The organism is Microbacterium sp. NPDC055903 (assembly GCF_053615555.1).
The window spans coordinates 427,270-440,456 of the sequence record NZ_JBSHCA010000003.1; the positions used below are offsets into that span (position 1 = coordinate 427,270).

Here is a 13,187-nt window from a genome sequence, read left to right on the forward strand (position 1 = left end):
ATGACCGCCATCGCCACCGCTCCTGCCACCCGCAGCAACACAGCGGGTCACCTCCCCAAGTGGGCTCCGTGGGCGCTGCTCATCGGATGCTTCGCCATCGCCGCCGTGATCTTCGCCCTGGCGAACACCGGCGGGGACCCGGCCGACTTCAACATCGCGCTGACGCTCGTCGTCGGGATGATCCTCTACATGGTGCTGATCTTCGTGGTCTCCACCGTCGCGGAGAGCCGCCGCCACGCCACCGACCGGCTGATGACGGCACTCGTGTCCACCGCGTTCGTCATCGCCCTGCTGCCGCTGGTCTCCCTGCTCTACACCGTCGTCGTGAACGGCCTCACCCGCTTCGATGCGGAGTTCTTCAGCTCCTCGATGCGCAATGTCGTCGGAGACGGCGGCGGCGCCGTGCACGCCATCTGGGGCACCCTGCTGATCACGCTCGGAGCCACGATCATCTCGGTGCCGATCGGCCTCATGACGTCGATCTACCTCGTCGAGTACGGCCAGGGCAAGAAGCTCGCCCGCGGCATCACGTTCCTCGTGGACGTCATGACCGGCATCCCGTCGATCGTCGCCGGTCTGTTCATCTACTCGGTGTTCGCCCTCATCATCGGCCCCGGAACCCGGATGGGCATCATGGGCTCGCTCGCGCTGTCGGTGCTGATGATCCCGGTCGTCGTCCGAGGCTCCGAGGAGTTGCTGCGCATCGTGCCCAACGAGCTCCGCGAGGCCGCATACGCGCTGGGCGTGCCGAAGTGGCTCACCATCCTCAAGGTCGTGATCCCGACCGCGATCGCCGGCATCACGACGAGCATCATGCTCGCGATCTCCCGCGTCATCGGCGAGACCGCGCCGCTGCTGCTCACGGTCGGCATGGTGCAGGGCATGAACCTCAACATGTTCAGCGGGCAGATGGCGACCTTGCCGGTGTTCTCGTACATGCAGGCCAAGTACCCAGGCATCCCGCCCGAGGCATACATCGATCGCGCCTGGGCATCCGCCCTGACGCTCATCGCCATCGTGATGGTCCTCAACCTCGTGGCGCGCATCGTCGCGAAGGTGTTCGCCCCCAAGACCGCCGGCCGCTGAGCCGATACCCTTTTCCCGACTCACAAAGGAACTCTCAGGTGTCCAAGAGCATCGAAGTCAACGACCTCAACGTCTACTACGGCGACTTCCTCGCCGTCGAGGGCGTGAGCATCGACATCAAGCCGAACACGGTGACCGCCTTCATCGGCCCGTCCGGCTGCGGCAAGTCCACGTTCCTGCGCACGCTGAACCGCATGCACGAGGTGATCCCCGGCGCGCGCGTCGAGGGTGAGGTGCTCATCGACGGGCAGAACCTCTACGGCGCGAACGTCGACCCCGTGCTCGTGCGCCGGCAGGTCGGCATGGTGTTCCAGCGTCCGAACCCGTTCCCCACGATGTCCATCAAGGAGAACGTGCTGGCCGGCGTCAAGCTGAACAACTCCAAGATGCCCAAGAGCGACCAGGACGCGCTCGTCGAGCAGTCGCTGCGCGGCGCGAACCTCTGGAACGAGGTCAAGGACCGCCTCGACAAGCCGGGCTCCGGCCTCTCGGGCGGCCAGCAGCAGCGTCTGTGCATCGCCAGGGCCATCGCGGTCTCCCCCGATGTCATCCTCATGGACGAGCCCTGCTCGGCCCTCGACCCGATCTCGACCTTCGCGATCGAGGAGCTCATCGGCGAGATCAAGAACCAGTACACGGTCGTGATCGTGACGCACAACATGCAGCAGGCCAGCCGCGTCTCCGACCGCACGGCCTTCTTCAACATCGCCGGCACCGGCCAGCCGGGCAAGCTCATCGAGTACGACGACACCTCGACGATCTTCACCACGCCGAACGTGCAGGCCACCGAGGACTACGTCTCCGGCCGCTTCGGGTGAGTCCCGGCCGCCTATTCAGCTGATCCTGGGCCGATTCCCGGGAGCCTCGTCGCGTATGCGGCGTGTCGTTCATCGACACGCCGCATACGCGTTCCTGTTCCGGGTACCCGGTACACCCGCGGATGAGCCGGCTTTCCCTGCACAGCCGCCCATCCCCCTCGGTTCTCCCCAGCATTCGTAGATCGTGCGGCTGCCGCCGCACGGTTGCGAACGGTCTCGAGCATGCTCGATCGATGTCATCCGCCGCGACCGTCCTACGCCGACTCGGCTCCGTCGCCCGCACCAGGCGCCTCCGTGCCTCCGGGGTGTCCCGGCGAGCGATCGCACGTGCCGTCGCCACGGGAGCGATCATCAGGATCCGCCAGGGCGTCTATGCCCTTCCGGATGCTCCCGATGCGCTCGCGCATGCGGCGATGCACGGCGGAACGCCTGCCTGCCTGACCGCAGGACGGCTCCTGGGCCTGTGGATCCTTCCCGGCTCTGATCCGTACCCGCTGCATGTATGGCTCGGAGCGGGCGGAGAGCCGCACGGCTGTCGGCGCTCCGGATGCTCCGACATGCGGATCCACTGGGACGAGGGATGCGCCAATCTCGGCTCTCCCCCACCGGTCAAGAACGTCCTTCTGCAGATCGCGATCTGCGCGGATGAGGACACCTTCTTCGCGGCGCTGGAGTCCGCGCTGCGCATGAACCTTCTCGAACCGGGTGCACTGATCTGGCTGGGGTGGCGTCTGCCTCCGGAGCGGCGCTGGTTGCTGGCGTTCGCCCGGTCGGATGCGGACAGCGGCCTGGAATCACTCATCCGGATCCGGCTGCACCGGCTCGGGCTCGCGGTGCGGTGCCAGGTGGTGATCAACGGCGTCGGCGAGGTCGATCTCGTCCTCGGCGAACGGCTCATCATCGAGGCCGATGGCAAAGAGAACCACGAGGGCGCGGCACAGCGCCACAAAGACCTCCTTCGGGATGCCAGGGCCGCAGCTCTGGGCTACGAGACGCTGCGCTTCGACTACGCCATGATCGTCCACGACTGGGCGACCGTGGAGGCGGCGATCCTGGCGAAGGTCGCCGAGGGCGCTCATCTGCGCCCATAGCCCACCCAGCATCAGCCTCGCAGGCCCCGCATCCGTACACCCGTTGCCGCCGCTCACCCGTGCCGTTTCCCGGGTGAGACGGCGCCGCCGCGGCGAGCCGCCCGGGTGACACGCCGGTGAGAGCGAGAGGCGCCCGGGATCCGGCACGCGCGGGCACGGCGCAGACGCCGGCCGACGCCGGACCGTCGCCCCGCACTCGGGTCGGCCGTACCGACTACCGGGTGCGACGGCCCCGCTGCGGCGAGCCGCCCGGGCGACACGCCGTCCAGAGCGAGAGCCGCCCGGGATCCGGCACGCGCGGGCCGCCGCCGGGCCGGGGCACCCGCCGCGGTCAGTCGCGAGGCGACAGGAGGTATCGGTTCAAGGCCGCGGTGAACGCGGCATCCACCGGCACGGCGACGTCGTCGATCGCGGTGATGGACACGGCGAGGCGCACGCTCGAGACGAGCCACGCGGCGTCCGCCGTCGCCAGATCGGATGCCGGGACCTGCGCGTAGTCCGTCTGGAACCCCTGAGCGGCGAGGTGGTCGTAGACGCTCAGCTGCGTCGTACCGTGCAGGATTCCGCCGCTCGGCGCCGGGGTCACGAAACGGTCGCCGAAGCGGAGGATCAGCGACGCGGTCGGCGCCTCCAGCACGAAGCCGTCGCTGGAGAGGAAGATCGCATCATCCGCGCCCCGCCGCGCGGCCTCGCGCAGCGCCGCCATGTTCACCGCGTAGGAGAGCGTCTTGGCGCCCAGCAGCAGCCAGGGGGCGCGCTCCGCCGCGTCGAGGTCGTATCCGCGGTCCAGCGTGACGACCCGCACGCCCTCGCCACGCACCCAGGAGAAATCGGCGGCCGGTGCCGCGGTCACCCACGCCGTCGGCGTCGGGCCGTGCTCGACACCTCGGCTGAGGATCAGCTTGATGACCCACTCCCCCGATCCGCACTGCGCCGCGGCGACGTCCACAGCCTGCCGCCACTGCTCCACGTTCGGTGCGGGGAGCTCGCACAGCTGCGCGGAATGGGCGAGCCGATGCAGATGAGGGACGAGTTCCTGGGCATGTCCGTCCACGACGCCGATCGACTCGAAGACGCCGTCGCCGCGCTGCGTGCTCAGCTCGCCCACGCTCAGCGCGGGGGCCGCAGCATCCACCTCGGTGAACGTTGCGGAGTAGTCCGCACGCTCCTCGGATGCGGGCACAGGATCGATGATCAGAGCGAAGCGGCGGGTCATGGCTCGACTCTACGACCGATCCCGACCGGGGGAATACCCCGCGTCGCCGGACGTTACACTGGTATGGCCGGGCCGCATAACCCCGGGCTCCAATTTTCGCCGCTGCGAGCGGCCTTCCGCCGAGAGGCGTTCTTGCGGCCCGGTCTTTCTCTGTCCGGATCAGGTCACCGCGCCGAACGCATCAGCGCCCGACACATCAGCGCCGGATCACGTCAGGATGCCGCGCCGCCAGTCGCCTGCTGCGGAGGCCAGATCGTCGGCGTAGCTGCTGAGGCGCAGCGCGCGACCGGTGAGCTCGCTCGCACGCTCGGGCTCGGTCTGCTCGTAGTCGTCGGCCGTGTGCGTCGCCCCCGAGGCCTGGACCCGGCAGTATGCCGCGGCCCTGTCCAGCGCGACGGCGAAGTCGCCCCGGAACGCACCCCGCAGGATCGTGTCGACGAGCGCCACCAGCTCATCGGGGCTGGCGGGCACCGGTGCACCGGCCACGGCAGCATCCACGGTCGGCAGCTCGACGCGCCCGCGCTCGTACAGCAGCGCCGAGGTCGCAGGGTCCGCCCGGACCGCCAGTTGCAGAAGGTACAGCCGCCAGAGCACCCCCGGCAGCGACCGCGCCGGCGACGTGGACCACAGCTCGGCGATCTCGTCGATCCCGTTCTCAGTGGCGAACGCGATCAGCCGCTCCGCGCTCAGTTCGTCCTCGCGCGCGCGAGCGAGGAGCGCGGATGCCGTGGCGTGGGCAACCCTCGTCACCTCGGCGGGATCGAAGGAGCCGACGAGATTGTCGAAGCTGCCGTTCGGGCGCCGGACGGGACGATGGAACTCGGTCATCCCTCCAGGCTAGCGGCGCTCAGGCGGTCGGGATGACGACGATCGGATCCGTCGTCGGTGCCCCGTCCGGCGATCCACCGGCGGCCTCGATCGTGACGGCGATGACGTCGCCGGCATGCATCTCGCCGTCCAGCAGAGCGGTGGTCGTACCGTCCACCGCATCGAAGACGCCCGCAGAGACGGGGGTGTCGCCGCGCACGTACCAGAGCTCGTACGTGCGGTTCTCGTCGAGCACGTCGAGGCCGTCCGTCACGAGCACGGCATCGCCGAGGGATGCCGACCAGTGCGCGGTCGCCGTGGCACCGGAAGCCAGTTCGACCGTCGCCTGCTGGGCGTCGGGAGCGTTCTCGATCTCCTCCAGCGCGACGACGGATGCGGGGCGCTGGAGCTGCCCCACGAGCACGGTCGCTCCCACACCGATGCCGACGAGGAGTGCGAGACAGGCGGCGAGCGCGAAGAGGATGCGCAGCGGGCGCCGCCCGCCTAGCGGAGTCTCGTCGAAGGACGCCTCGACCGATGGCGCCTCCTTCGGAGCATCCGCCGCTGCCGCATGCTGCGGGGTCGTGGCGATGGCGTCCAGCAGCGACGCGCGCAGAGCGGGCGGAGGCGCGACCGTGGGCGCAGCGTCGGCGAGCGCAGCCGCCGTCGCTGCGTCATCCTCGACGATCGCCGTCCACTCGGGGTGCGCACGCAGCGCCTGGGCGAAGCGCGCCTCCTCGGCGGCGCTCAGCGCGTGCAGGGCGTGGCCTGCGGAGAGCTCGTCGAACTCGTCCCTGTTCATGCGATCACCCCCATCTCGCTTCGAAGACGCGAGAGCCCATCTCGCATCCTGGTCTTGACCGTCCCCAACGGCGATCCGATCAGCGCTGCGATCTCGCTCTGACTGTAACCCCCGTAGTACGACAGGACGAGCGCCTCGCGCTGCGGCTCCGGCAGCGTCGCCAGGGCGGCGACGACCCGTTCCGCTTCGAGCCCGAGCTCCGCCTGCTCGGCGACGCTGTCATGTGCGACGTCGAGGTCTCGGAACCCGGCCCGCACGTCGCGGTCGGTGCTCGACTGCGACGCTCGAACCCTGTCGACCGCCCTGCGGTGCGCGATCGTGAGGACCCATGTCCTGCCCTGCCCCTTGTTCGGAGCGAATCGCGCAGCGGATTGCCAGATCTCCAGGAAGACCTCCTGGAGCACCTCCTCGCTCTGCGAGCGGTTCACGAGAACGCGGAGGATGAGGCCGAAGACGCGTGCGGAGAGCATGTCGTACAGCTCGGCGAAAGCGGACTGGTCGCCGTCGGCGACGGCGAGGAGGAGGTCGGCGACGAGATCTCCCGCCGAGCCGTCCTCCGGCACATCCACGCCGTCGATGACCATCTCCCCCAGCATGCCGCATCCTTCCGCCTGCGCCGAATCCCCCGCCGGTGGTCACCCGAACGTGAACGAGTAGACCTGGACGCCCTCCGGCACGTCGACCGAGAGGACGCCCTCGGTGCCGGCATCCTCGTCGATCAGGGCGTACGAGCGGGGCGTGCCGTCGACAGTGATGCGCTCCTCTCTGTCGGCGGTCCGCACGACGATGTCGCCGGCCCCTGCGAGGACCATGCGCACCTCCGAGGCCCGGTACGACAGCTGCACGGTGGCCGTCGGCTCCGCAGGCGTGGCGTACTGGGTCTCGACCTGCCAGCGGCCGTCGAGTGCGAAGGTGTCCGCCGGCTGGTCGTCAGGGATGCGGTAGTCGTCCGTGCCGGAGCCGTATCGACCGGCACCGCCGTAGTTCACGTCCTTCGACGAGCCGAGGAACGTCTCCCTCGTGGTCGCGCCGATCTCGGGCGTCTCGTCCGCGGTTTCCGTCGCGTCGGGGAGGGCGATGTTCGGATCGGCATCCTGCAGGAGCTCCCGGATGAGCTTCTCGGTCGCCGCGTAGTTCCCCTCACCGAAGGAGATGTGCCGGACGACGCCCTGCGCATCGATGAGGTAGTGAGCCGGCCAGTAGCGGTTGCGGTAGTTCGTCCACGTGGACAGCGTGTTGTCGAGGGCGACCGGGTACTCGATGCCGAAGTCGTCGATACCCGCTGCGACGTTCGCCGCCTCCTTCTCGAAGGCGTACTCCGGTGAGTGGATGCCGATCACCTGAAGCCCTGCGTCACGATACGTCTCATCCCATGCGACGACGTGCGGGATGGAGCGCTGGCAGTTGATGCACGAATAGGCCCAGAAATCGATGAGCACGACCTCGCCGCGGAGGTCTTCGAGATCGACCGCCGCGCCGTCCTGCGTGTTCAGCCACCGCTCGATGCCGCGGATGGACGGCGCGGTCCCGCAGGACTCCAGCATCTCGGCCCCGTTGGTGCAGTTGTCCAGATCGCGGTTCTCGTCTGTGACCAGCCCGCCGAGGTCGAGCGCATCGCCCTGCTGCTCGGCGAGGTTCTCCTGGATCCCGGCGGTGTAGTCCGGCAGCAATTGCTGCAGGGCCTGCGGGACATTGAACACGAGCCCGACGGCGAGCGCGATCATCGCGATCCCCGCGGCGATCCTCAGGCCCCGCTCCCTGCGGCGGAAGGCGCGGATGCGTTCGACGAGACCGCGCCCGGCGAGTGCGAAGACCAACAGGGGGATCGCCACGCCGACCGCGAAGGCGACGGTGAGCATCACCGTGCCGACGCCGACGCGGCCCGTCGCGCCCGCCACGATGATCGCGGCGAGCACGGGCCCCGCGCACGGGACGAACACCGTGCCGAGCGCCAGGCCCACGCCGAAGCCGCTTCCCCGGTTCTCGACATTCTTTCGAGGAATCCACTGGAACGGCTTCTCGAGCAGTTGCTCGAACCGGGGGATCAGCAGCCCGATGCCGATGACGAGGAGGACGACGATCCCGACCCACCGGATGATGTCCTGCGGCAGGTTCAGCAGACCGAGGATCAGCGAGCCGACGAGTGTCACCAGGCTGAAGCTCAGGACGAGTCCCGCGATCACGAGGTAGGGACGGCTGCGGCGCGCGGGCACCGTCTCGCCGTCGTAGCGCGCCGATTGCGCGCCGCCGGTGAGGAAGATGACCGGCAGGACCGGCAGGATGCACGGCGAGATGCCGGTGATGAGGCCGCCGAGCAGCCCGATGATGATGAGGTCCATGTCCTCGCCTTCCGTCGCCTCCTCTTCGGCTCCGACGGCGGAATCGGATTGCCCGGAGAAAAAACCTCGCCGAGCTCCCATCCGATCCTCATGGGGCTCCGAAGAGACCTCGACGCCACGGGAGGTCCGTGGTTCCGAATCCCCGGAGGTAGAGATGTTCAGCACCAAGAAGAAGATGACCGCAGCACTGTCGCTCGGATTCGCCAGCGTGCTCGTGCTCGCCGGATGCTCGATGAGCTCCGACACCGCGGACGAGACGTCGGAGGAGCCCACGGCTCCCGAGACCTCGGAGGAGACGCCGATGATGGACCCGGCGGCGAACCTCGTCGGTCCCGGTTGCGAGGCGTACGCCGAGGAGGTTCCTGACGGTGCGGGCTCCATTCAGGGCATGTCGCAGGATCCTGTCGCGGTCGCGGCATCCAACAATCCGCTCCTGACCACCCTCGTGGCGGCCGTGAGCGGTCAGCTCAACCCCGACGTGAACCTCGTCGACACCCTCAACGGCAGCGAGTTCACCGTGTTCGCCCCGGTCGACGACGCCTTCGCGAAGATCGATGCCGCCACCATCGAAGGTCTCAAGACCGACTCCGCGACGCTGTCGTCGATCCTCACCTACCACGTGGTCCCCGGGCAGATCGAGCCCGCCGACATCGCCGGCATGCACACCACGGTGCAGGGCGCCGACCTCGAGGTCACCGGAGAGGGTGACATGTGGATGGTCAACGACGCCAACGTCATCTGCGGCGGCGTCCAGACCGCGAACGCGACCGTGTACCTGATCGACACGGTCCTGATGCCCCCGGCCGAGTGAGGTCGGGCCGTGCCGCTCTCAGGGGAGAGCGGCACGGGAACACTCGGTGACTCGTGGCTTGCCGACCTGGGGAGGATCGGCTCACCGAGACGCGATGGCTCCCGGCGATGCTGTGTCGCCGGGAGCCATCGCTGTGCGTCTAGACTTGGAGCGCGGGCCTCTAGCTCAGTTGGCAGAGCATCGGACTTCAACTAAATAGGAGCGCCTCGAGGGAAACCTCGGGGATGACACCACTCAAAGTCGGGGAACCCTTCCTGGGTAACCAGTTGGCAATCCCGAGCCAAGCCGGACGCGAGTCCGGAAGGTGTAGAGACTGGACGGGTGGCACCTACAGCGCAAGCCAGGGTGAAGGGACAGTCCAGACCACGAACGCCTCTGGGCGGCGGCGAAAGCCGAAGTGGCAGGTTAATCCGCGGGTCGAGGGTTCGAGCCCCTCGGGGCCCACCGCATCATGATGTCGGAGCCTGGCGATACCGTCAGACCCATGAAGGTCTGCGGGAGCTGTCGCCGGGCCAAGGAGCCGTCGGAGTTCAATCGGAAATCGTCGAGTCGCGACGGTAGCTGCGTGATGCTGCGCGATTGCATTCGCGGCAGAGCTCATGCAACTCGTCCGCGACGGCTTCGGCTTCGCCACCATCGCCGCAGAAATCGCGCAGTGCGATATTCGGTGTCGCAACTGCCATGCGATCGTGACGTACGCCTGGATGGGGCCGATCTGGCGGACGACTGCGATGCAGAGTCGAGGTCTGAGCCAAGACTGCGCTTGATCGCCATCATCGACGGCCACGGGATCACGGCAGCGGCGCCGGATGCCGCCCACCGGCCGCACACGGGGGTCACCCCTGCACCGTGTGAAAGGATTTCCTGGGCTCACCGTACGAGGCTTCAGGAGGAACCGTGACCGACCCCGCTCTTGAGAACGCCCTCGGGCCGATGGGCTCCTGGCCCGTCGACAACGCCGCCGCAGCCGTCGTGGCCGCGGATGGGACGATCCTCGCCAGCCGCGGCGACATCGCCCGCCCGTACCGCCTCGCCTCCGTCACGAAGCTGCTCACCGCCTACGCGGCCCTCATCGCCATCGAGGAGGGCGTCTTCGATCTCGATGACCCCGCAGGGCCCGAAGGCTCGACGGTGCGGCATCTGCTCGCGCACGCCTCCGGGCTCGACTTCGCCGATGACCGGGTTCGCGCCGAACCAGGCACGCGGCGGATCTATTCGAACCGTGGATTCGACGTGCTGGCCGCGACGCTGGCGGAGCACGCCGAGATCCCCTTCCCGACCTACCTCGACGAGGCGGTGTTCACCCCTCTGGGCATGACCGCGAGCACGCTCGACGGTTCCGCGGGGGCCGGCGCCGTCTCGACGGTGGCCGATCTGAGCCGCTTCGCCGCGGAGCTCCAGCGACCGACGCTGCTCGCCGCTCAGACCCTCGCCTCGGCGACGACGGTGGCGTTCCCCGGCCTCGACGGCGTGCTTCCCGGCTTCGGTGCTCAGCGCCCCAACGACTGGGGCCTCGGGATCGAGATCCGGGCGCGGAAGAGCCCGCACTGGACGGGTGCGCGAAACGCCGAATCGACCTTCGGGCACTTCGGGCAGAGCGGGACGTTCCTCTGGGTCGACCCGCGCGCAGGCGTCGCATGCGTGGCACTCGCCGACCGCGATTTCGGCCCGTGGGCCATCGAGGCGTGGCCGCCGCTCTCGGATGCCGTCATCGAGGCGCTCGGACACTGAGCCCTACGCGCGGGCGCGGTGCCGCCTGACGGCCGCACGATTCGCGCAGCGCACGGAGCAGAAGCGCTGTCGACCGTTCCGGGTGACGTCCGCGACGACGTTGGTGCACGGGGATGCTTGGCAGCGGCCGAGCCGGCTCATCCCTCGCGTGACGAGGTGGAGCGCCGTACCGAGGTTGATGATCGCCCTGAGCACGAAGGGCAGCGACGGCACATCGTCCCGGTAGTGCAGGTGCCAGCCCTCGCCGTCGTGGTTGGTCAGCCGCGGATAGGCTGCCGCCTCTGCGAGGCGCGTGTTCAGCAGGGCCGCCCTGGCATCGGAGTCGCGTTCGTCGACGATCTCGAGCCATTCGTCGAGCACGGCTCGCACCGCGGCATGGTCGTCGGATGCCGGGGGGAAGACCATCGTCATGCCCATCTCGAGCGTGCGTTCCTCGATGCCCTCCCTGTCTTCTGGCCAGTCGTTGACGAGGGATGCGGCCAGGAGGATCGCGTACTCTCCGTAAGGGTTGAGATGCATAAGGGCATTACATCACGCTGGATGCATGACCGCGCTCCACACCCGCCCCATCCCCCGCCCCGTCCACATCCACGAACACGGCTGGATCGTCGAATCCCGGCATGCGACGAGCGAGGGACGCATCCTCTACGTGCGCTGCGCGGACTGCGGCGCACGTCGCATCGACCTCGAGGCGCATCCGGCAGCCCCGCCCCTTGCCCTCAGCCGACCCCTCGCGCCCTCGGAACGTCCATGAGCCGCTCCACGCCCGTCACGACCGGCACGACACCGCCGGCCGATGCTGCAGCCATCTCCTCCGCCAACGCCGCGAGCGCATCGGGAGGGCTCCATACCTCGAAGACGGCATCTGCCCCGTAGACCGGGACGCCGAACACGGCATCCGCCCCTTCCGCCCAGTCGCGGAGCAGGTTGTCGACGCGTCCGGCATCCGCATGCGCTATCGCGATGGTGACCTGTGCCAGCCGACGACGGTCGACGAGGTCGGCCAGATCGAGCGCCTCAGAGACGGCCGAGGAGTATGCCCGCACGAGGCCACCCGCACCGAGCTTGACGCCGCCGAAGTACCGGGTGACGACGGCGACCACATCGGTGAGACCCCGGCGCCGGAGCACCTCGAGCATCGGCACGCCCGCCGTGCCGGACGGCTCGCCGTCATCGGACGATCGCGCACGATCACCTGTCGCCCCGGTGACCTGGGCCGAGCAGTTGTGCCGCGCATCCCAGAAGCGCTTCCGGATGCCGGCGATGACGGCATCCGCGTCCTCCGGCGAGGCGACCGGCGCGACGTGAGCGATGAACCGCGACTTCTTGATGACCAGCTCGTGCTCGACGGTCGCGGCGATCGTCGCGGGGAAGTCGCCTGTCATGCTGTCAGCTCGGCGAGCGTCCGAACGGTTCGGAGGTTGCGCGCCGTCCCCGCGACGCCGAGTGCGCGATCGAGCACAGCCTTCGTCAGCTTCGTGTTCTGCACGCCGGCGGCGTAGTCGATCCACAGGTCTTGCCCGACGAGGGCGATGCGCTCACCGGGAACGAGCCGGTCCTGCAACGACTCCACGGCGCCGCTCTTCGCTGGTGCCTCCAAGAACATGGCGTGGACGAACTTCTCCTCGCCGTCGGCGAAGGGCCGCGCCGCCATCGACGCCGTCAGCTGCTCGTGCGTGCGGGCGATGACGGGGGTGTCGACATCGAACTCCGTCGCGATCGCCAGACGGACGAAGGCGCACACGGCGGCGAGGTCGGCCGGTGTCTCGCAGATGACGTTCCCGCTCGCGATATAGGTGCGCACCTCGCCGAGTTCCGGCGCGAGGATCTCGCGCAAGCGCGCCATCGGCACACGGTTCCTGCCCGAGACGTTGACCGCCCTCAGCAGCAGCGCGGTACCGGTCACGGGACGAGATCTGCGCCGGAATGCGCGAGCTCGGCGAGCGCCGCTTCGCTGGATTCCGCCCCCACCCCGGCGATGAGCCCCGTGAGGATGCGGACGTGCACGCCGTGCGCGATGGCATCCAGGGCCGATGCCCGCACGCAGTGGTCCGTGGCGATCCCGACGACGTCCGCGGTGAGCACCCCGTGCGCGGAGAGGACATCGGCAACCGTGCGGCCGTCCTCCGTCACGCCCTCGAACATCGAATAGGCGGGGACGCCCTGCCCCTTGCGGATGTGATGCGTGACAGCATCCGTGGCGAGCAGGGGGTCGTAGTCGGCGCCGGACGTTCCGGCGACGCAGTGCACGGGCCAGGTGTCGACGTAGTCCGGCTCGGTGGCGAAATGGCCGCCGTTGTCGCCGTCCGCGTCATGCCAGTCGCGGGATGCGACGATCACGTCGTAGTCCCCCACATGATCGGCGAGATGCGCCGAGATCGCTCTGGCGACGGCATCCCCGCCTTTGACGGCGAGCGCGCCGCCCTCGGTGAAATCGTTCTGCACGTCGACGATGAGAAGCGCCCTGGTCATGTCTTGAGCCTACG

15 protein-coding genes are annotated in these 13,187 nt (G+C 68.7%); 6 read left to right on the forward strand and 9 right to left on the reverse strand.

Features of this window, described 5'->3' with window-relative positions:
• The 3 genes from pstA (at position 1) to ACWGJP_RS15840 (ending at position 2,995) form a co-directional block, all read left to right on the forward strand.
• Positions 1 to 1,086, forward strand: coding sequence for a phosphate ABC transporter permease PstA (pstA, locus tag ACWGJP_RS15830; RefSeq protein WP_452330759.1), 1,086 nt, complete (start codon positions 1 to 3; stop codon positions 1,084 to 1,086).
• 38 nt (positions 1,087 to 1,124) lie between these two features.
• Complete coding sequence (gene pstB, locus ACWGJP_RS15835; RefSeq protein ID WP_452330760.1) at positions 1,125 to 1,904, forward strand: phosphate ABC transporter ATP-binding protein PstB; 780 nt, start codon at positions 1,125 to 1,127, stop codon at positions 1,902 to 1,904.
• Between the two features lie 233 nt (positions 1,905 to 2,137).
• Positions 2,138 to 2,995 carry a type IV toxin-antitoxin system AbiEi family antitoxin domain-containing protein gene (locus tag ACWGJP_RS15840; RefSeq protein WP_452330761.1) on the forward strand — a complete coding sequence of 286 codons (858 nt, stop codon included), beginning with the start codon at positions 2,138 to 2,140 and terminating at the stop codon, positions 2,993 to 2,995.
• A 331-nt stretch (positions 2,996 to 3,326) separates the two neighbouring features.
• Here the strand turns inward: ACWGJP_RS15840 and ACWGJP_RS15845 are convergent, their stop codons facing one another.
• From ACWGJP_RS15845 to ACWGJP_RS15865, 5 genes are all read right to left on the reverse strand, one after another.
• Positions 3,327 to 4,211: an aminodeoxychorismate lyase gene (locus ACWGJP_RS15845; protein ID WP_452330762.1), complete on the reverse strand. Its 885-nt coding sequence runs from the start codon at positions 4,209 to 4,211 to the stop codon at positions 3,327 to 3,329.
• A 207-nt stretch (positions 4,212 to 4,418) separates the two neighbouring features.
• Complete coding sequence (locus tag ACWGJP_RS15850; protein WP_452330763.1) at positions 4,419 to 5,039, reverse strand: DNA-directed RNA polymerase subunit beta; 621 nt, start codon at positions 5,037 to 5,039, stop codon at positions 4,419 to 4,421.
• A gap of 19 nt (positions 5,040 to 5,058) precedes the next feature.
• Complete coding sequence (locus tag ACWGJP_RS15855; RefSeq protein WP_452330764.1) at positions 5,059 to 5,820, reverse strand: anti-sigma factor; 762 nt, start codon at positions 5,818 to 5,820, stop codon at positions 5,059 to 5,061.
• Positions 5,817 to 6,416 carry an ECF RNA polymerase sigma factor SigK gene (gene sigK / locus ACWGJP_RS15860; protein ID WP_452330765.1) on the reverse strand — a complete coding sequence of 200 codons (600 nt, stop codon included), beginning with the start codon at positions 6,414 to 6,416 and terminating at the stop codon, positions 5,817 to 5,819. The genes ACWGJP_RS15855 and sigK overlap by 4 nt, the downstream gene beginning before the upstream one ends.
• 39 nt (positions 6,417 to 6,455) lie before the next feature.
• Entirely contained in the window at positions 6,456 to 8,159 is a 1,704-nt protein-coding gene (locus ACWGJP_RS15865; protein ID WP_452330766.1) for a cytochrome c biogenesis protein DipZ, read from the reverse strand.
• 154 nt (positions 8,160 to 8,313) lie between these two features.
• Between ACWGJP_RS15865 and ACWGJP_RS15870 the strand changes: the two genes are divergently transcribed.
• Complete coding sequence (locus ACWGJP_RS15870) at positions 8,314 to 8,970, forward strand: fasciclin domain-containing protein (RefSeq protein ID WP_452330767.1); 657 nt, start codon at positions 8,314 to 8,316, stop codon at positions 8,968 to 8,970.
• A gap of 897 nt (positions 8,971 to 9,867) precedes the next feature.
• The gene (locus ACWGJP_RS15875) at positions 9,868 to 10,701 is read left to right on the forward strand and encodes a serine hydrolase domain-containing protein (protein WP_452330768.1); all 834 of its coding nucleotides are present in this window, start codon (positions 9,868 to 9,870) and stop codon (positions 10,699 to 10,701) included.
• A gap of 3 nt (positions 10,702 to 10,704) precedes the next feature.
• On the opposite strand, the gene ACWGJP_RS15880 is transcribed toward ACWGJP_RS15875, so the two are convergent.
• On the reverse strand, positions 10,705 to 11,220 hold the full coding sequence (locus tag ACWGJP_RS15880) for a CGNR zinc finger domain-containing protein (RefSeq protein WP_452330769.1): 516 nt from the start codon (positions 11,218 to 11,220) through the stop codon (positions 10,705 to 10,707).
• A gap of 25 nt (positions 11,221 to 11,245) precedes the next feature.
• Here ACWGJP_RS15880 and ACWGJP_RS15885 point away from each other — a divergent pair, with 25 nt between their 5' ends.
• Positions 11,246 to 11,455 carry a hypothetical protein gene (locus ACWGJP_RS15885; RefSeq protein WP_452330770.1) on the forward strand — a complete coding sequence of 70 codons (210 nt, stop codon included), beginning with the start codon at positions 11,246 to 11,248 and terminating at the stop codon, positions 11,453 to 11,455.
• Here the strand turns inward: ACWGJP_RS15885 and ACWGJP_RS15890 are convergent.
• The 3 genes from ACWGJP_RS15890 to ACWGJP_RS15900 are packed head-to-tail and all read right to left on the reverse strand — an operon-like array spanning position 11,421 to position 13,173.
• The gene (locus tag ACWGJP_RS15890; protein WP_452330771.1) at positions 11,421 to 12,086 is read right to left on the reverse strand and encodes an IMPACT family protein; all 666 of its coding nucleotides are present in this window, start codon (positions 12,084 to 12,086) and stop codon (positions 11,421 to 11,423) included. The two genes, ACWGJP_RS15885 and ACWGJP_RS15890, sit on opposite strands and share 35 nt — an antisense overlap.
• Positions 12,083 to 12,607 carry a DUF1697 domain-containing protein gene (locus ACWGJP_RS15895; protein ID WP_452330772.1) on the reverse strand — a complete coding sequence of 175 codons (525 nt, stop codon included), beginning with the start codon at positions 12,605 to 12,607 and terminating at the stop codon, positions 12,083 to 12,085. Before ACWGJP_RS15895 ends, ACWGJP_RS15890 begins: the two co-directional genes overlap by 4 nt.
• Positions 12,604 to 13,173 (reverse strand): isochorismatase family protein, encoded by a 570-nt coding sequence (locus ACWGJP_RS15900; protein ID WP_452330773.1) that lies wholly within the window; start codon positions 13,171 to 13,173, stop codon positions 12,604 to 12,606. Before ACWGJP_RS15900 ends, ACWGJP_RS15895 begins: the two co-directional genes overlap by 4 nt.
• Between the last annotated feature and the right edge of the window lie 14 nt (positions 13,174 to 13,187).